Annotated in this window: 2 protein-coding genes; both read right to left on the bottom strand. The window is 60.8% G+C overall.

The window, feature by feature from the left end:
* Window positions 1–41: 41 nt before the first annotated feature.
* Window positions 42–8,069, bottom strand: coding sequence for a non-ribosomal peptide synthetase (locus GO003_RS25355; protein WP_231089287.1), 8,028 nt, complete (start codon window positions 8,067–8,069; stop codon window positions 42–44).
* On the bottom strand, window positions 8,069–21,241 hold the full coding sequence (locus GO003_RS25360) for a non-ribosomal peptide synthase/polyketide synthase (RefSeq protein WP_231089288.1): 13,173 nt from the start codon (window positions 21,239–21,241) through the stop codon (window positions 8,069–8,071). The genes GO003_RS25355 and GO003_RS25360 overlap by 1 nt, the downstream gene beginning before the upstream one ends.
* Between the last annotated feature and the right edge of the window lie 5 nt (window positions 21,242–21,246).

Below are 21,246 nucleotides of genomic sequence, written 5' to 3' on the forward strand. Positions count from 1 at the left end.
TAAGGTTTACGTCGCTGCGCACGAAACAGGCAGCGATCGTTTCATTCTTCGGCGGCCAGCAAGGCCAGCAAATCTTCCGCCGACAGACCTTGCAACTCGGCCAGAGCGCCTGACAATTCGGACTGTAAATCCGGCTGTTGCGCAGATAGGGCTTGCAGCGAGTCGATTTCCGCCGCCAGCGCCGCCAACCGCGGGATTTCGAATATGCGCAGCACCGGCAATTCAACCCCGGCCGACTGCTTGACGCGGCCCACCAGTTTCATCGCCAGCAAGGAATGCCCGCCCAGCTCGAAGAAATGGTCGTCCAGGCCGACCCTGTCGATATTCAGCAACTCCTGCCATATTTCGGCCAGCACCCGTTCTGTCGCGCTGTGCGGCGCATGGTAGCTACGCCGGTTCAGTTCGGGTTCGGGCAGGGCTTTGCGGTCGAGTTTACCGTTAACGGTTTTGGGCAGGCTGTCCAGTAAGACGATGGCGGCGGGAACCATGTAGTCGGGCAGGCGCTGCCGCAAACCTTGTTGCAGCGTTTCGACCACAAGTTGGCGACCGGCGGTGGCGACATAGGCGACCAGATAATGTCCGTGCGGACTGTCTTTCAGCGATACCACTGCTTCGTCCACGCCTTGTTGCGCCAATAACGCCGCTTCGATTTCGCCCAGCTCAATGCGCAGGCCGCGCAGTTTGATCTGATGATCCAGGCGGCCCAGGTATTCGATGACGCCGTCGTTGCGCCACTTGGCCCGGTCGCCGGTGCGGTACAGGCGGCCGCCGCTGCCGAACGGGTCGGGTATGAAACGTTCGGCGGTCAGGCCGGAACGGCGGTGGTAGCCGCGCGCCAGGCCTCGGCCTCCGATGTATAGTTCGCCGGCGACGCCCGCCGGTAGCGGGTTGAGGTGGGCATCCAGAATGTGGATTTGGCTGTTGGCGATGGGTTGGCCGATCGGCACGCTGTGACCCCCATCATCGCGGCAGGTCCAGTGGGTGACGTCGATCGCGGCTTCGGTGGGGCCATACAGGTTGTCGAGTTCGACGCCCGGCAATCGCTGAAATACTCGCTGTTGTAGTTCCGCCGGCAAGGCTTCGCCGCTACAGACGATACGTTTCAGGTCGGGGAGCGCCGGCAGCTTGGGCTGGTTGACGAATTCGGCCAGCATGGACGGCACGAAATGCAGGGTGCCGACGCGGTGCTTGAGCATCAGTCGCGCCAGTTCGGCCGGGTCGCGATGCGCGCCGGATCCGGCAATCGCCAGACGGGCGCCGGTCAGCAAGGGCCAGAAGAATTCCCACACCGAGACGTCGAAGCTGAATGGGGTTTTTTGCAGCACGGTATCGCCAGGGCCGATGGCATAAGCTTCCTGCATCCAGTGCAGCCGGTTGGCCAACGCGACATGGGGGTTGGCGGCACCCTTGGGCCGTCCGGTGGAGCCGGAGGTATAGATGATGTAGGCCGGGCTTTCCGGATGCAGCCTTGGGCTGGGCGCAAAATCGGGTTGGCCGCTCAAGTCCAGTTCATCCAGATCGTAGGGTACGCATTTATGCCCTTTTGGGTGCTGCGTACCGCAAATGCCTTGCAACTTGGGCCACACCGCGCCGTGACTCAACAACAAGCCGATGCCGGAGTCTTCGATCATGTACGCCAGCCGGTCGGCGGGATAGTCGGGATCCAGGGGCACGTAGGCGCCGCCGGCCTTGACGATGGCCAGCAGGCCGACCACTAATTCCAAGGAACGTTCGACAGCTATGCCGACAGGAATTTCCGGGCCGACGCCTTGGCTGATCAAATAATGCGCCAGACGGTTGGCACGGCTCTCCAGTTCGGCATAACTCAGGGTTTGCTCGCCAAACGCCAGGGCGATCGCCTCCGGCCGGATCAAGGCCTGTTGGCTGATTAACTGATGAACCAGGCCGACGGGATAGTCGCGCGGCGTGGCGTTCCAGGCAGCAAGCTGGCTTTGTTCGGCTGCCGTCAGTGAGCTCAAATTGGCAAGCGGGCGTTCGCCATCTTCGATCATGTCCAACAGCAACTGGCGAAAATGCCGCTCCAAAACCTGTACGACATCGGCATCGAATCGATCCCGCCAATAACCGAAGGCCAGCCCGAGCGACTCGCCGACACTGACATTCAATGTCAACGGATAGTGGGTGATATCGATATGCCGGGGCAAACCGAATTGCAGGCCGGCATCGGCATTGCGCAACGCGGCGTCGACCGGAAAGTTTTCGAATACCAACAATGTATCGAACAGCGCCACCCCGGCTTGCCCGGCCCAGCGCTGAATATCGTACAGCGGCGTTTGTTCGTGTTCGCGCAAAACCAGATTGTCTTGCTGCAGGGCTCGCAACCAGTCAGCGACCGATTGCTCGGACCTGCCGGTGACGATCAACGGCAACGTATTGATAAACAGACCTAACATGCCGTCCACGCCTGACAAATCCGCAGGTCGCCCGGATACGGTAACGCCAAACGCCACGGTTTGTTGGCCGCAATAACGTTGCAACACCAGCGCCCAGGCGCCTTGCAGCAAGGTATTCAAGGTAATGCGCTGACGCTGGGCGAAGTCCTGCAGGTTCCTAGTGATATTCGCATCCAGTCGCTCGCTGTAACTGCCGTGACCTGCTCCGCCAGCCCGGCCAAGCGCGGCGGCCAGCAGAGTCGGCTCGTCCAGCTCCGCCAAATGCCGGCGCCAGAAGCGTTCGCTGTCCGCCGGGTCTTTTTGTTGCAGCCAGGCGATGAAATCTCGGTATCGGCAACCCGCGCCGCGCTCGGAACCGGCATAGCTTTGCAACACTTCGCCGAGCAATTGCGAGGTACTCCAGCCGTCCAACAGAACATGATGGCTGGTCCAGATCCAGCGGTAAGTCCGCTCGGAAAGCCGCACCAGCAACAAGCGCATCAGCGGCGCTTGCGCAGGGTCGAAGCCGCGCGCGTGTTCTTCGGCGGCCAATGCCGCCAACTCGGCTTCGGAAGCCGCGCGGCCACGCCAGTCAAGGATTTCCAGCGGCAATGCCGCCTGCCTGTAAACCACTTGTAACGGCCGGTCGGCCTCGCCGCGCCAAACAAAGGCACTGCGCAATATATCGTGCCGGGCGATTGCCTTGCGCCAGGCGGCGGCAAAGCGCTCGACGTCCAGGCCCTCGATGTCCAACGTCATCTGATTGACGTACACCCCGGTTTCCGGCTCCAGCAGGGCATGAAACAAAATGCCTTGCTGCATCGGCGCCAACGGATAAATATCTTCGACAACCTCGATGGCAACCGGCAGCGCGTCGATTTGCGGTTGGCTCAGACCGGCCAACGCAAAATCGGCCGGCGTCGCGCCTTTGGCGCCGCTCAAGCAATGTTCCACCAACATGGTCAATTCGGCGCGATAGGCTTCCAGCAAACCCAGCACGGTTTCGGCGCGGTACTGGTTTTCGCTGTAACGCCAACGCAATTCCAATTCGCCCGCCAACACCTGGGCATTGATTTCCAGCCAGCACGGCAGCGGCACGGCGGGGTCGCGGTCAGCACCGGCGGTTTCCGGCGCCACCTCGAATAAAGCCTGCTCGGCATCGAATTGGCCGAAATAATTGAAGCTGACTCGGGGTTGCGGCAAGGCCGCCAATTGCGCTTGCACTACGGGCTCCGCCAAATATTTCAAGACGCCGAACCCCAAGCCGCCGTCCGGCACGCTGCGCAGTTGATCCTTGACGGTTTTGATCGCGGCGCCGGAATCGGCAATGGCAGACAGACAGACGGGATACACACTGGTGAACCAGCCGACGCTGCGACTGAGGTCGGTATCCTCGAACAGATCTTCGCGGCCATGGCTTTCCAGTTCTACCAGAACCCTGTCGCGACCGCTCCAGCGACACAACACCCGCGCCAACGCAGTCAACAACAAATCGTTGACCCGTGTACGGTAAGCCGCGGGTGCCTGTTGCAACAATTGCCGGGTGGTTTCGCTGGAAATCGTCAGGCTCAGCGTGCGGGCGTCGGCAAAACTGCCGGCATCTTGCGGAAAATCGCGCGGTAATTCGTTGCCACCGCCGCCCTCGGCCAGCGCCAGCCAGTAAGGCAGTTGCCGGTTAATCGTTTCGCTGTCGGCGTAATCTTGCAGGCGTTGCGTCCAGTGTTTGAAACTGGCGGTCTTGGTCGGCAAGGCCGGGTCGCCGTTATAGAGCCCTTGTAAATCCTCCAGCAATATTCGCCAGGATACGCCATCGACCACCAGATGATGCACCACCAACAGCAACCTTTGGCTGTCGTCGGCAACGCGAATGGACACGGCGCGCAGCAACGGACCCTGCTGCAAATTCAGACTGCGCTGAGCCTGATTGGCGATACTTTCGACCTCGGCGCTATCCTGAGCCTTGCGCCGCCATAGTACATCGGTGGCATCTCCGGCATCGAGGTCGGCGTAATATTGGCGCCAAGCCCCATCTTCCAGGCGATAACGTAAACGCAGGCTATCGTGATGATTGATCAAGGTTTGCAGCGCCCGCTCCAGCTTGGTTTCGTCCAGTGGCTGGCGAGCTTGCAACAGCAAGGACAAATTCCAGTGCTGGCGATTGGGAACATCATCCTGAAAAAACTGAGCCTGAATCGGCGACAACGCCGCTTCGCCGTTGACAATATCCTCCACGGCATCGCCTGCTTGCCGTGCAGGTTGTGCGACAGCTGCCAGGCCGGCGACGGTTTGGTGCAAAAACAACTCCTTGGGCGTGAACTGCCAACCGGCTTCGCGGGCGCGGCTGACCACTCGAATCGACAGAATAGAATCGCCGCCCAGTTCGAAAAAATTATCGTCGATGCCGATCCTATTAAAGCCCAGCACGTCCTGCCATATGTCGGTCAGCGCTCGCTCGGCCTCGGTTTGCGGCGCCCGAAAGTTTTGCTCCGTCGTCCATTCCGGTTTGGGTAAAGCTTTGCGGTCCAGCTTGCCGCTGGTCAGTCGTGGCAAACGGTCGAGCAGAATGATTTGCGCCGGAATCATGTAGTCAGGCAAACGGCTTTGCAAATAGAGTTTCAAATCATCCGCAGTGATTTCGCCGGCGGCAACCGCATACACCAATAGCCGCTTGTCGCTGCCCTCGCCGTCGGCGATGGCCACGGCTTCACTCACGGCAGGATGCGACAAGACCTGCGCTTCGATCTCGCCCAATTCGATACGGTAGCCGCGCAACTTGATCTGATGATCGCCGCGGCCGAAATAATCCACATTGCCGTCGACGCGGAAACGCACCAAGTCGCCGGTGCGGTATAGCCGGATGCCATCCGCTGCGAACGGGTCGGGAATAAAGCGTTCGGCGGTCAAGTCCGGCCGGCCATGGTAGCCTCGGGCCAGACAAGGGCCGCCGATGTACAGTTCGCCGATGGCACCCAGCGGCAAGGGATTCAGATCCTTGTCCAATATATAAAGCGTACGCTCGCCGACGCCGGTGCCTATCGGCGCATAGGCGGTATCGCACTCGGTATTTTTGTGCGCACTCCACACCAACGGTGTAATCAAGGTTTCGGTGGGACCGTAACCGTTGACGATGGGCGCGTCGCCCACCACCCGGCGGATTTGCGCCAGATTTTCCTTGCTGACCGCTTCGCCGCCCACCGAACAAGCCCGCAGCGGCAGGGTAAGTCCCTGCTGTTCGGCCCAGCGGGCGATTTCGGTCAGGTAAGCCGGCGGCATTTCGAACCAACTGACGCCCTGTTCGATCAAGATATGGTAGGCCTGCTCCGCGCTCCACAATTCATCCCGGATCACTAAGCGGCAACCGTTGATCAACGGTACCAGCCATTGCTCCATGGCGGCGTCGAAGGTGAAGGCGGCGAAATGCAAAGCCGTATCGTCCCGTTTGATTTCATAACGTTCGGCAATGGCCAGGCAATGCCGCGCCAAGGCGCCATGGGCGACGGCGACGCTTTTGGGTTTGCCGGTGGAACCGGAGGTGTGGATCAGGTAGGCCAGTTGCTCGGGGTGAAGGGTCACGGCTGGTGCGCTGGCGGCATAATCGCTCAGCTCGGTTTCGTCAAGATTGAGCCAAACACAGGCGGCAACCGCCTCAGCCGAACGTGTAGGCTGGGCTGAGCGCGAGCGAAGCCCATCGCTCGCGCCTGATGGCGCCATCGCCAACGAAGATAGCGAGATCGCCAGCGTCACGCCGGCATCGGCCATCAATTCGGCCAGGCGTTCGCCCGGTTGTTCGGGGTCCAGCGGCAGGTAGGCGCCGCCGGCTTTCAAGACGGCCAGCATGGCGACGATGGCATCCAGGCCGCGCGGCAGCAGCAGGGCCACCCGGCTTTCGGCTTGGACGCCCCATTCGATCAATCGGTGCGCCAGTCGGTTGGCCTGTTGTTCCAAATCTTGATAACTCAAGCGCTGTTCGCCGCAGATCAAGGCCACGGCGTGCGGTTGCCGTTCGGCCTGGCGCTGGATCAGCTCATGCACCGGGGGGCGCGGGTCGTAGGTCTTGGGCCAGATGTTCCAGGCAGCCAGTTGCGCTTGTTCGGCGGCGGTCAGCAAGGCTTGGGAGGCGATAGCGGTGTCGGGCTGGCTGGTGAGTTGCGCCAATAGTTGTCGGTAGTGGTCGGCCAGGCTTTGAATGGTGGTGGCGTCGAACAGGTCGGTGGCGTAGGTGAAGAAGCCGCCGATCCGGCCGTTGCCGTGTTGTTCGGTGTCGAGACTGAGGTCGAATTGGGCGGCGCCGTTGTCGCGGTCTATGGCTTGGATTTGCCAGCCGTTTTGTTGTAAGGCGCTGAAGTCTTGTTGCTGGTGGTTGATCAGGATTTGAAACAGCGGGTTTTGTCCGAGCCGGCGTTCGGGTTGCAGGGCGTCGACCAGCTGTTCGAATGGTAGGTCGGGATGAGCCTGGGCGTCCAGCAGGTGGTGTTTGATTTGGGCCAGGAAGGCGTTAAACGACTGGCGGCTGTCGAGTTCGCTGCGCAACACCACGGTGTTGACGAAATAGCCGATCAAGTGTTGGTTTTCTGAGCGGTTGCGGTTGGCCAGCGGCAGGCCGATGCGCAAATCGGTTTGACCGCTGTAGCGGTACAGTAGAACCTTGAAGGCGGCCAGCAGCACCATGAACACGGTGGCGCTGTTTTGCCGGGCCAGTTGCTGGATGACGTGGCTGAGCGCTTCGGGCAAAGCAAACGTGACCCGGCCGCCGCGGTGGCTGGGTTCCGAAGGCCGAGGGCGATCGAAAGGCAGTTCGATGACGGGTTGTTCGCCGCCCAGGCGGTCGGTCCAATAAGCCAGTTGCCGTTGGCTTTCGCCGGCTTCCAGCCAGCTGCGTTGCCAGACGGCGTAGTCGGCATGACGGATGGGTAACACCGGGAATTGCGGCACACGCTGGTTCAGCGTGGCGGCATGCAGTTCGGCGAATTCGGCCAGCAGGCGGTTCAGGGACCAGCCATCGGCGATTAAATGATGCAGGCTTAGGTTGAGTTCGTGCACCGGCGCATCTTCGGCGGGCAGCCGAACCAAAGTGACCCGCCACAGCGGGCCGCGTTCCAGATCGAACGCTTGACGAGTGGCGGCTTCGGCCCGTTGGCTGGCTTGGGTTTGCGCGGTTTCGGCGTCCAGAGCGCTGAGGTCGTGGTAGTCGATGTCAACCGGCGCGGCGTCCAACAGGCGCTGTCGGGGCTGGCCGTCGAGGGCGTAGAACACAGTGCGCAGGGCGTCGTGCCGCGCGGCCAGGGTGTCGAAAGCCTGTTGCAACGCGGCACAGTCCAGCGCGCCGACGATGCTCACTCCGCCGGCAATGTGATAGGCCGTGCTGGCAGGGTCGAGCTGGTGCAAAATCCACAGCCCTTGCTGCACCAACGATAGCGGAATATCGTCGTCGCCACACAATTGCGCTGGAATCGGCAGCTTGGAGAAATCGCCGCCTTGCTGCTGCAGCCTATCCAGAAACAGCCGCCGCTTTTCCAGCGGCAAGGCGACAAAGCGGCGTACCAAATCCTCGCCGACCATCGGATTGGCGGATTTCGGCGATGCTTGCGGGTATTTGTCAGCAGCCAAGCTGTCGGTATTCAATTTCATATCGTATTGATTGTTATCCTTTGATGTTGCTAATGCCTGCTCCGCCATTAAGAAAGCTCCAACTCATCCAGCCACCCGCTCATATCCGCCAACACCTCGTCGCCGACCAGGGCCGCACCGAGCTGATCGATACGCTCGGCCAATTGCCGCAGATCCTCGGTTTCGAATACGTTGCGCAACGGTAAATCCACGCCCAGATCGGTACGAATTTGCGCTACCAAACGTGTCGCCAACAACGAATGCCCGCCCAATTCGAAGAAGTTATCGCTACGCCCAACCCGTTCCACGCTCAGCAGGCTTTGCCAGGCATTAGCCAATCGTTGTTCGGTCCCGGTTTGCGGCGCCTGAAATTCGCGGCCGCTCCAGTGAGGTTCGGGCAGGGCTTTGCGATCCAGTTTGCCGTTGGCGGTTTTAGGCAGGCTATCCAGACACACCAGCGCCGACGGCACCATGTATTCCGGCAAGCGACTGCGCAAGGCCCTCAGCAAGGCGTCATGACCTGCTTCACCCGCGTCCGCCACCAGATACGCTACCAATCGTCCGCCGCCCTGGCCTTCTTTCAGCAACACCGCCGCTTCGGCTATGCCTTGTTGCGCCAATAACGCCGCTTCGATTTCGCCCAGCTCAATGCGCAGGCCGCGCAGTTTGATCTGATGATCCAGGCGGCCCAGGTATTCGATGACGCCGTCGTTGCGCCACTTGGCCCGGTCGCCGGTGCGGTACAGGCGGCCGCCGCTGCCGAACGGGTCGGGTATGAAACGTTCGGCGGTCAGGCCGGAACGGCGGTGGTAGCCGCGCGCCAGGCCTCGGCCTCCGATGTACAGTTCGCCGGCGACGCCCGCCGGTAGCGGGTTGAGGTGGGCATCCAGAATGTGGATTTGGCTGTTGGCGATGGGTTGGCCGATCGGCACGCTGTGACCCCCATCATCGCGGCAGGTCCAGTGGGTGACGTCGATCGCGGCTTCGGTGGGGCCATACAGGTTGTCGAGTTCGACGCCCGGCAATCGCTGAAATACTCGCTGTTGTAGTTCCGCCGGCAAGGCTTCGCCGCTACAGACGATACGTTTCAGGTCGGGGAGCGCCGGCAGCTTGGGCTGGTTGACGAATTCGGTCAGCATGGACGGCACGAAATGCAGGGTGCCGACGCGGTGCTTGAGCATCAGTCGCGCCAGTTCGGCCGGGTCGCGATGCGCGCCGGGTCCGGCAATCGCCAGACGGGCGCCGGTCAGCAAGGGCCAGAAGAATTCCCACACCGAGACGTCGAAGCTGAACGGGGTTTTTTGCAGCACGGTGTCGCCAAGGCCGATGGCATAGGCTTCCTGCATCCAGTGCAGGCGATTGGCCAGGGCGGCATGGCTGTTGGCCGCGCCTTTGGGCCGGCCGGTGGAGCCGGAGGTATAGATGATGTAGGCCGGGCTTTCCGGATGCAGCCTTGGGCTGGGCGCAAAATCGGGTTGGCCGCTCAAGTCCAGTTCATCCAGATCGTAGGGTACGCATTTATGCCCTTTTGGGTGCTGCGTACCGCAAATGCCTTGCAACTTGGGCCACACCGCGCCGTGACTCAACAACAAGCCGATGCCGGAGTCTTCGATCATGTACGCCAGCCGGTCGGCGGGATAGTCGGGATCCAGGGGCACGAAGGCGCCGCCGGCCTTGACGATGGCCAGCAGGCCGACCACTAATTCCAAGGAACGTTCGACAGCTATGCCGACAGGGATTTCCGGGCCGACGCCTTGGCTGATCAAATAATGCGCCAGAAGGTTGGAACGGCTCTCCAGTTCGGCATAGTTCAGGGTTTGCTCGCCAAACGCCAGGGCGATCGCCTCCGGTTGCATTGTGGCGCGTTGGCTAATCAGGCTGTGAATCAAGCCCTCGGGATAGCTGCGCGGCGTGGCGTTCCAGACATTCAGTTGGCTTCGTTCCGCCGCTGTTAAAAGACCGATATTCACTAGCGGCTGTTCGGGTTGCGCCAACCACTGCTCCAACAAACTCAAAAAGTGTCGGCTCAAGCGGACTATCGTCTCGGACTCGAACAGCTCCGCCGCATACACCCAATTGCCGGTAATCAAACCGTTTTCATCTTCCTCGGTGACTAGGCTCAAATCGAATTGCGCGGCATCCGCCTCGCGGCCGATGCGCTCGACAGCCAGCCCCGGCAAGCTCTTCAGCACGCTCATGTCGCGTTTTTGATGGTTCATCATCACCTGGAACAGCGGATTGCGGTTCAGGCTGCGTTGCGGCTGCAATAGTTCGACCAAATGCTCGAACGGCAGATCGGGGTGATCCTGGGCGCCCAGCACGGTTTGCTTGACTTGCGCCAGCAGCTGTAAAAAGTTCAGCTCGCCGCGACAATCGCCGCGCAACACCAAGGTATTGACGAAAAAGCCGACCACGGCTTCGGTTTCGATCCGGCTGCGATTGGCGACAGGAATGCCGATGCTCAGATCGGACTGTCCGCTGTAGCGATACAGCAAGGCTTGAAATGCGGCAAGCAATACCATGAATGGCGTAGTCGATGTTTCGACCGCCAATTGTTTCAGGCGTTCGCTTACGGTTCCCGACAGACTAAAACTGAGCGCCGCCCCTTGGCCGCTGGATACCGCTGGCCTGGCATGATCGACGGGCAATTGCAGCACGGGCTGCTCACCGCCGAGTTGCTGTAGCCAGTATTGGCTTTGCCGTTCGCCTTCGCCTGCCGCCAGCCATTGCCGCTGCCAGACCGCGTAATCGGCATAGCTGATGGCCAGTGCCGACAAATCCGGCGGGCGTCGTTCCAAGGCCGCCGCGTAAAGTTCGGCGAATTCCTGCAACAGGCGACCGACCGACCAGCCGTCGGCCAGCAAGTGATGCAAGGTCAGCCATAATTCGTGGTGTTGCTCGCCGATGGCGATCAAGGTTGCCCGCCATAATGGCCCTTGTTCAAAATCGAAAGGCACTACCGCTTCTTGTGCCGACCAAGCGGCCAACTCGACTGCCGCATTTACGCAGGTGGCTGAATCGATCAGGCGCAACGGTACCGGGACTAAGGATTCCGCCACTTGCAACGGCTTGCCGTCCACGGCGATGAAGCGAGTCCGCAACATGTCATGGCGGGCCGTCAAGATTTCAAAGCTGCTTTTCAGCGCGGCCAAATCGAGCTGTCCGGACAGTCGCAAACCACCGTTGATGTGATAGGCAGTACTCTCGGGTTGTAATTGCGCCAAAAACCAGAGCCGCTCCTGTCCATAAGATAACGGCAGCGGTCCGTTTAACCCGCGACGCGTAATCTCGGCTTGCTTACCCTCGAGATTAGCTTCGGCCTTGGGCAGACCAACGGCGTCCGCCAGTTCGGCTATGGTCTGTTTTTCGAACAACAGTTTCGGTGTCAGTTTGATGCCCTGTTTACGGGCGCGTGCAATGATTTGCAAACTCAGGATCGAGTCGCCACCGAGCTCGAAAAAATTATCGGTCACGCCGACGGCATCGGTTTTCAATACCGTTTGCCAGATAGCCGCCAGCTGCGCTTCGAGTTCGTTACGTGGCGCCACGGTTTCGCGCATCTGCTGCCGAGGTTTGGGCAAGGCCCTGCGGTCTACTTTGCCGTTGGCAGTCAGCGGAATCGCGTCCAGGGCCAGGATATGCGCCGGCACCATGTACTCCGGCAACTTATTCGCCAGTTCAGCGCGCAAAGCAGGTACATCCAGCGCTGTTTGCCGCTCGGGCACCACATACCCCAGCAGTTGCAAACGGCCGTCGCTGTCACCGGCTTCGGCCACCACCAGCGCGTCGGCGACGCCGCTCAGGCTGCGCAGAATGCGGGCGACCTCGTCGGGTTCGATGCGGTAACCGCGGATTTTGACCTGATTGTCCATCCGCCCCAGCCAGACCAGGCTGCCGTCGCGCAATACTGCTCGATCGCCGGTTCGGTAAACGCGTTCGCCATCGCGGAACGGATTGGGTAAAAAGCGTTCCGCCGTCATGCAGGCCTTGCCGTGGTAACCGCGCGCCAAGCCGGCGCCGCCGATGTATAACTCGCCGGGTACATCGACCGGCACCGGATTCAGATCGGCATCCAGTAAATAGGCATGTACGCCGGGCAAGGGGTTGCCGACGGGCACAGTGGCTCCGGCCTGAACGGCATCGGGTTCGTGGGTCAGCACACCGACCGTGGTTTCGGTCGGGCCGTAATGATTGATGATCCGGCACCGAGGTTTCAGTTTGTGAATGGTTTCCAGCAAATCCCATGGACAAGCCTCGCCACCCAGAATCAACACATGCTCCGGAAGCACGTCGGCGGGACTGGCCGCCTGCAACAGGCCACGCAAATGACTGGGCACGATTTTCAAGGCCCCAATGCGGTTATCGCTCATCATCCGCGCAAAGCGGTCCGGATCGGCGACGCAATCGGCAGAGACCAAATACAAAGATCGGCCCGAGTACAAAGCACCAAACAACACGGTGTGGCCAAGGTCGGCGGCCGGCGTCGAGACCATCGCCATGGCACACTCATCCGGCAATGCCAGACGCTGCAATACCCCGTGCAGATACTGATTCATGGCGGCATGGCTGACCGTAACTCCCTTGGGTTCACCGGTGGAACCGGAGGTGTAGATGCGATACGCGGCCTGCTGTGAATGCAATACGCGAGGCGCCCATTCGGCGGACAGTTGCCACCAATCCAGTGTATCCAGATTCACAATGCGGCAACCGTAAGCGGCCAAGTGTTTTACGCCGGCATGACCGGTCACGACGCAGTTGGCGCCGCTGTCCCTTAGCAGTTGCCGCAAGCGTTGTTCGGGCAAGGCAGTATCCAGTGGCAGATAAACCGCGCCTATCTTCAAGATCGCCAACAGACTGACCGGCAATAGCGTCGAACGTTCGATCAACACACCGACCGGCGTTTCGCCGGTGACGCCCTGCGCCAGCAACGCGTTCGCCAGCCGGTTGGCCGCCAAATCCAGCGCTATAAAGCTGAGGCTACGCTGTTCGTCGCGCACCGCTAAAGCCTGTGGCTGACGCAAGACTTGAGCTTGCCAGGCTGCCAGCGGATTTGAAAACGCCGGCGTCCATGCAGTATCGGTTTCCAACACGCTTGGCAAGGCGGATTCGAGCTGCACGTCAGCCAACTGCATTGGTTCACCGGCAACGATTTGTTGCAGCAAGTAGCGAAAGCGCCGAGCCAACAAGCTCATCGCATTAGGTTGAAACCGAGTTTTCCGGCCGGAAAAGGTGAAATGCAAGTGGCCGTCCAAACCGGCGATCAGACTTAGCGCATAGTTGTTGCGGCCGCGGTTATGCTTCAATGGACCGCTGCCATCCTCGTCATCCAGCAACCCGACTTTCAGGCCTTGCATGGGTTGCTTCAATACCTCGTCCAGAGGATAGTTTTCAAACACCAGAATGGCCTCGAACAGGTTTTTTGCCTCGCCAAAGGCGGCCAGGCGTTGAATCTCCGGCAACGGGGTGAATTCATAATCGCGCATGGCGGCGGTTTGCGACTGAATGGCTTGCAGCCAAGCGCTCAGTGCCTGTCTGCCGTCCAGCTCGACGCGTAGCGGCAAGGTGTTGATGAACAAACCAGCCATGGCCTCGATGCCGGCCAAATCGGCCGAACGCCCCGACACGGTGACACCAAACAGCGCGGCATCGCAACCGCCATGCCGTCCAAGCAGCAAGGCATAAGCCCCCTGTAACAACGTGCTGATCGTCACGCCGTAGCGGCGCGCGGCCGCTTGCACGGCTTGCGTTTCGCTCACCGACAGACTGATCTCGACTTCTTCATAGATGTAGGATTCAGTACCGGTGGCGCTTAGCGCCACCAACGGCAACGGCGTCATGTCTTCACAACCGGCCAGGCTATTGCGCCAAAAATCCAGCGCGCTACGCTGATCGCGGCCATTCAACCAATGCAGATATTCGGCATGGGCCGGCACCGCCGGCAACGCTTTGCCGTAATACCCTTGCATGACGTCGCGCAACACCAAGCCCATGCTCCAGCCGTCCAGCGCGATATGGTGATGGCTCCAGATCAGCCACCAGGCCTCGTCTTCGACCCGGATCAGGCTCAAGGCAAAACCACGCCGACCGGCAAAATCGAACCCCTGCGCACGTTCGTTGCGCAGACATTGCACTAGCATTTCCCAACGTTCTGCGGGCAACATGCCGCGCCAATCACCCTCGAACAAATCGATGTTTCGGGTTTTGCAGACAATTTGCAACGGCGTATGGGCGTCTTCGAAATAATAAACCGAGCGCAAGGCCGGATGGCGGGCGATGACGTTTTGCCAGGACGCGATGAACCCGTTCGTATTCAATGGCCCGCGTAGCGAGAATACCCGCTGATAGAAATACGGATCGTCATCACCGTGCTGCAAAGCATGAAACAAGATGCCCTGTTGCATGGGCGACAGGGGGTACAGGTCTTCGATTTGGCGGTGTTCGACCGGCAGGGCGTCGAGCTGGGCTTGAGTAACCTGGGCCAGCGGCACGTCGTTGGGGGTCAGGTGAGTCTCGGCTTCGAGGCAGTGGTCGAGCAGCTGATCCAGGTGGGTCTGATAACGTTGCAATAGCGTGGCAATGGTGCGTGCTTGGTAGCGCTGGCCGCTGTAACTCCACTGCAGCCGTAGTTGGCCTTGGTAGATTTCGCCGTTGATTTCCAATTCGTTGCCCAGCGGCGCTTCGGGGTCGCGTTCGTCGCCGCTGTTTTCGGCGGCCGGGCGCAGGAGCGCTGCGGCATCGAAGCTGGTGTCGAGTTGACCCAGGTAGTTGAAGGTGACTTTGGGTTTGTCGTGACGTTGGTCTTCGACAGCAACTTGTTCGTGGTTGCCGGATTGATCGCTCAGGTAGCGCAATACGCCATAGCCGATGCCATTGGACGGGACGCTACGCAGTTGTTCCTTGACGGTTTTGACGGTTTCGGCCCAGTCCCGGCCTACGCTGAGTTTGACCGGGTACAGACTGGTGAACCAGCCGATGCTGCGGCTGAGGTCGAGGGCGCTGTTATTGCTGTTATGGTGATTGGCGTTGATGCCTTGTGTGGTCTGGATCACGGCGTCGGCTTCGCGGCCGTGGCCTTCGAGTTCGATGCCGATGTCGGCGTGCCCGGTCCATTCGCTAAGGGTGCGGGCCAGGGCGGCCAGCAGCAGTTCCTGGATGCGGGTGCGGTAGGCGCCGTTGGCGTCGTGTAGCAGCTGCCGGGTGCGGGCGCTGTCCAGAGTCAGGCTTTGGCTGACCCGGTCGCGGCTTTGCGCGCGGCCTTGCGGATGGTCGTAGGGCCAGGGGGCTGCTTGGATTCGGCCTGGGCTTGCGGTTTGTGCTTGCCAGTAGCCGCGTTGGGCTTGCAGGTGTTGGCTTTCGGCATAACGTTGCAGTGCGCCGCTCCAGGCTTGGTAGCTGGCGGTTTTGGCCGGCAGGCGCGGGGTTTGGCCTTGTTGCCGTTGCTGGTAGAGGCTTTGCAGATCTTCCAGCAGGATGCGCCAGGAGACGGCGTCGACGATCAGGTGATGGCCGATCAGCAGCAGGCGTTCGCTGCCGTCGTCTACCGGGATGTGCACGGCTTTGAACAAGGGGCCGTGTTGTAGGTTGAGGCGGCGTTGGGCTTGTTGGGCGATGCCGCTGATGCCGTCTACCGTGACCACGGAATGGCGGTCGAGCACGCTGGCCGCCATTCCGTCGTGACTTGTTTGGAAGGTATGGCTGGTTTCCATCGCCTGTGCTTGCTCGGCGGGCTGGTAGTATTGTAGCCATTGGCTGTCTTGCTGCCGGTAGCGCAGGCGCAGGCTGTCGTGGTGGGCGATCAGTTGCTCCAGGGCTTGTTGCAGGTGGTCGAGATCGAGCGCTTGCCGGGTTTGCAGCAAGAGGGATTGGTTCCAGTGGTGCGGGTTAGGCAGGTTTTGCGCGAAAAAGGTGTGCTGGATCGGTAATAGCGGGGCGTTGCCGCTGGCAGGCTGTTGCGCGGCGGCGTCTATCGCGGCGGTTTGGCGGTCGGCGTGCACGGCGACGCGGGCCAGGCTTTCGATGGTCTGGTGCTGGAACAGGTCTTTGGGGGTGAATTGCAAGCCTTGGGCACGGGCACGGCTGACCAGCTGGATGGAGATGATGGAGTCGCCACCCAGTTCGAAGAAGTTGTCGCGAATGCCGAGGCTTTGCCGGCCAAGCAGGTCTTGCCAGAGCTGTAGCAGCAGGCGCTCGCTGGCAGTAGTCGGCGCTTGCGGGGCGCTGGTTTCGCTGAAGTCGGGCACGGGCAGACGACGACGGTCGACTTTGCCGTGGGCGGTGCGCGGCAGGCGATCCAGCAGGACGATTTTGGCCGGTACCATGTAGTCCGGCAGGCGTTGGCTAAGTTCGGTTTGGATGACGGCCGGACTTAGGCTGGGTGTTGCGGGATCTGTAGAGCGATCATCGGCCACTTTGGGGTTTTGTTCGGTCGCTTCGGTGGCGTTTTGCTCCAGATAGGCGGCCAGGTAGCGGCGGCCGTGGTCGTCTCTCAGCATGACGTAGGCATCGCCGATGCCGGGCAGTTGCCGCAAGGCGGCTTCGATTTCGCCGGGTTCGATGCGGTAGCCGCGCAGCTTGATCTGTTGGTCGGCGCGGCCGAGGTAGTCAACGCTGCCGTCGGCGCGGAAGCGGACCCGGTCGCCGGTACGATACAGCCGGCTGCCGTCGGCGGCGAAGGGATCGGGGAGGAAGCGTTCGGCGCTCAGACCGGGACGCTGATGGTAGCCACGGGCCAGACAGGGGCCGCCGATGTACAGTTCGCCAATGGCACCCGGCGGTAGTGGGTTCAAATCCCGGTCCAATACATACAGCGTGCGTTCGCCGACGGCCTGGCCGATCGGGGCGTAGCCGCTCCAGTCGTTGTCGTCGGCTTGCCAGGCCAACGGGGTGATGAGGGTTTCGGTGGGGCCGTAGCCGTTGATGATGCGTTCGGGCCGCAGCACGCTACGGACTTTGTGCAGGGCGGCGGCGGAAACGGCTTCGCCGCCGACGCAGGCAATACGCAGCTTGAACGGGTGCGGACGCACGGCGAGCGCGTCGGCCAGGTGTAGCAGATGGCTGGTCGGTGGGTAGATGACGCTGATGTCGTGAGCCGCGAGCGCGGCGGCGGTGTCGTCGCCGGTCCAGTCGCCAAAACCCAACACGACGCCCGCGCCGTGGCACAGCGGCGCCAGCCATTGTTCCATGGCGGCATCGAAGGTGAAGGCGGCAAAGTGCAGCGCGCGATCGTGACGGGTGTAGGCGTAGAGTTCACCGGCGGCCTGAATGTGGCGGCTCAAGGCACCGTGGGCGACGGCGACGCTTTTGGGTTGGCCGGTGGAACCGGAGGTGAGGATCAGGTAGGCCAGTTGTTCGGGGTGGAGGGTCACGGCTGGTGCGCTGGCGGCATAATCGCTCAGCTCGGTTTCGTCAAGATTGAGCCAAACACAGGCGGCAACCGCCTCAGCCGAACGTGTAGGCTGGGCTGAGCGCGAGCGAAGCCCATCGCTCGCGCCTGATGGCGCCATCGCCAACGAAGATAGCGAGATCGCCAGCGTCACGCCGGCATCGGCCATCAATTCGGCCAGGCGTTCGCCCGGTTGTTCGGGGTCCAGCGGCAGGTAGGCGCCGCCGGCTTTCAAGACGGCCAGCATGGCGACGATGGCATCCAGGCCGCGCGGCAGCAGCAGGGCCACCCGGCTTTCGGCTTGGACGCCCCATTCGATCAATCGGTGCGCCAGTCGGTTGGCCTGTTGTTCCAAATCTTGATAACTCAAGCGCTGTTCGCCGCAGATCAAGGCCACGGCGTGCGGTTGCCGTTCGGCCTGGCGCTGGATCAGCTCATGCACCGGGGGGCGCGGGTCGTAGGTCTTGGGCCAGATGTTCCAGGCAGCCAGTTGCGCTTGTTCGGCGGCGGTCAGCAAGGCTTGGGAGGCGATAGCGGTGTCGGGCTGGCTGGTGAGTTGCGCCAATAGTTGTCGGTAGTGGTCGGCCAGGCTTTGAATGGTGGTGGCGTCGAACAGGTCGGTGGCGTAGGTGAAGAAGCCGCCGATCCGGCCGTTGCCGTGTTGTTCGGTGTCGAGACTGAGGTCGAATTGGGCGGCGCCGTTGTCGCGGTCTATGGCTTGGATTTGCCAGCCGTTTTGTTGTAAGGCGCTGAAGTCTTGTTGCTGGTGGTTGATCAGGATTTGAAACAGCGGGTTTTGTCCGAGCCGGCGTTCGGGTTGCAGGGCGTCGACCAGCTGTTCGAATGGTAGGTCGGGATGAGCCTGGGCGTCCAGCAGGTGGTGTTTGATTTGGGCCAGGAAGGCGTTAAACGACTGGCGGCTGTCGAGTTCGCTGCGCAACACCACGGTGTTGACGAAATAGCCGATCAAGTGTTGGTTTTCTGAGCGGTTGCGGTTGGCCAGCGGCAGGCCGATGCGCAAATCGGTTTGACCGCTGTAGCGGTACAGTAGAACCTTGAAGGCGGCCAGCAGCACCATGAACACGGTGGCGCTGTTTTGCCGGGCCAGTTGCTGGATGACGTGGCTGAGCGCTTCGGGCAAAGCAAACGTGACCCGGCCGCCGCGGTGGCTGGGTTCCGAAGGCCGAGGGCGATCGAAAGGCAGTTCGATGACGGGTTGTTCGCCGCCCAGGCGGTCGGTCCAATAAGCCAGTTGCCGTTGGCTTTCGCCGGCTTCCAGCCAGCTGCGTTGCCAGACGGCGTAGTCGGCATGACGGATGGGTAACACCGGGAATTGCGGCACACGCTGGTTCAGCGTGGCGGCATGCAGTTCGGCGAATTCGGCCAGCAGGCGGTTCAGGGACCAGCCATCGGCGATTAAATGATGCAGGCTTAGGTTGAGTTCGTGCACCGGCGCATCTTCGGCGGGCAGCCGAACCAAAGTGACCCGCCACAGCGGGCCGCGTTCCAGATCGAACGCTTGACGAGTGGCGGCTTCGGCCCGTTGGCTGGCTTGGGTTTGCGCGGTTTCGGCGTCCAGAGCGCTGAGGTCGTGGTAGTCGATGTCAACCGGCGCGGCGTCCAACAGGCGCTGTCGGGGCTGGCCGTCGAGGGCGTAGAACACAGTGCGCAGGGCGTCGTGCCGCGCGGCCAGGGTGTCGAAAGCCTGTTGCAACGCGGCACAGTCCAGCGCGCCGACGATGCTCACTCCGCCGGCAATGTGGTAGGCCGTGCTGGCAGGGTCAAGCTGAGACAGAAACCACAAACTTTCCTGGCCAAACGAGAGTAACAAATCGTCGGTTTGGGTTCGTCTGTGAATCACGGGCAGTGAATCGCGATTATTAGTGGCGTTCAGCGTTGCGACGACCGCAGCAAATTCGCGCAAACTCGGCGCTTCGAAAAACAACCTAGGTTCGATCGCTATGCCAAGCAGCTCGCGCAGACGGGCGATGACTTGCACGGCGGTAATCGATTGCCCACCCACAGCAAAAAAGCTTTGTTGCGGCATCACTGCCTTGATTCCCAACACCTCGCACCAAATGGCCGCGATTTGCTGCTCAAACTCATTCAATTCAGCGCTTTCGGTACCGACTGACTCGCAACGCCCGCCGTGCTGAACCGCATAACAATCCAGGCTACCGTCATGCCAGCCTTGGCGGCAGGCACTGCGTTGCAACTTACCGCTGCTGGTTTTGGGTAAGGCACCGGGATTGAGCAGCAAAATCAGCGCGGCCGGTTCCTGACAGCTCTGGGCAACCGCTTCGTTGATCGTATCAAACAGGTTTTCCGCTGGAACCAGTTTCTGAGTGCTACGACCGATTTCGGCGGCAATGCCTATGCCTTCTCGGCCGTCGATATTGACTGCGAAAGCCGCCACCCGGCCTTTACGCAATAATTCGATTTGATTTTCCAGGGTCTGTTCTATGTCCTGCGGATATAGGTTTTGACCACGGATCAGAATCAAATCCTTGCTGCGGCCGGTGATGAACAGGCTGCCTTGATCGAGAAAACCTAAATCGCCGGTGCGTAGCCAGGTTTTGCCGCCCGCCGCCACAAAGGTGTCCGCACTGGCTTCGGGGTTTTGCCAATAACCATGGGTGATACTAGGCCCGGCAAACCGAATTTCGCCGATTCGGCCATCGGCGCAAGGCTCATTGTTAGCGAGATCGACGACGACCACGTCATGCCCCGACTGTACATGGCCGCAATCGACTAGCGCCACACCATCAGCTGCGCTTTGCATACGATGTTCCGCCAAAGCTTGCGGGTCGCAGCTTAATACTCGAGCCGCCTGCTCCGGCCGACCGCCGCTAACCAGTAGTGTGGCTTCGGCCAAGCCGTAACAAGGATAAGGCGCGGTCGGCGGCAGGCCAATCACGGCGAATTTATCGGCAAAGGTGGTCAGGGTATCGTAACGAATCGGTTCGGCGCCGCAGAATGCCAGTCGCCAGCTATCCAGGCGCAGGCCTTGCAATTGTGCTTCGCTAATCCGCTCGTTGCACAAGCGAAACGCGAAATCCGGCCCACCGCTTATGGTGCCGCCAAAACGGGAGACCGCTTCCAGCCAACGCACCGGCCGTTCCAGAAAATAGCGCGGCGACATCAGCACCAGCGGTATGCCGCTGTATAAAGGTTGCAGCAAACTGCCGACCAAACCCATGTCATGGTAAAGCGGCAACCAGCTAACAAAGACATCATCGTCGCCAATGGCAAAGCCCTGTTTGATCGCCCGTTGATTGGCCAACAAATTGTCGTGGCCGACGATCACGCCTTTAGGGCTGGCGGTGGATCCGGAGGTGTATTGCAAAAAGGCAATGGCATCCTGAGATATGTCCGGCATACGCCATTCGCCGGCCAACCGAGGCTTTATGCTATCGATCGCTAGAATTTGCGGCGCATGCTTGACGGGCAAGGCGGCCAAGCCCTTGTTGATCGTGTCGAGCAAAGCGCTATGGCTGAGGATGGCTTTAGGCTGGGCATCGTCCACTATCGAGACAAGCCGTTTTACATGCTGCTTGGCCGCTGATTCGGGTGGAAAAGCCGGCACCGCGATCACGCCGGCATACAGGCAACCGAAAAAAGCCGCGACGTAATCGATACCGCTGTGCAACAGGAGCAAGACTCTATCGCCCGTCTCGACTGTTTGCCGCAAGCCTACAGCCACTGCCCTGGCGCGCTGATCCAGCTCGGCAAAACTATAGCTGCCGTTCTCGGATGCAACGTCCCCCAAACAATGCAATGCCATCCGCTGGGGATGCAGGGCGGCACGTTGCATCAGCAATTCGACGAAGTTTTTAGCCTGAGCGGGATCGAACGTCATGATTG

The sequence above is a fragment of the Methylicorpusculum oleiharenae genome, from assembly GCF_009828925.2.
Classification (GTDB): Bacteria; Pseudomonadota; Gammaproteobacteria; order Methylococcales; family Methylomonadaceae; genus Methylicorpusculum; species Methylicorpusculum oleiharenae.

What these genes read in the sequence shown, in the direction of transcription:
- GO003_RS25355 (WP_231089287.1), bottom strand. Translation starts at nt 8,069, where the DNA reads ATGGCGGAGCAGGCATTAGCAACATCAAAGGATAACAATCAATACGAT.
- GO003_RS25360 (WP_231089288.1), bottom strand. Translation starts at nt 21,241, where the DNA reads ATGACGTTCGATCCCGCTCAGGCTAAAAACTTCGTCGAATTGCTGATG.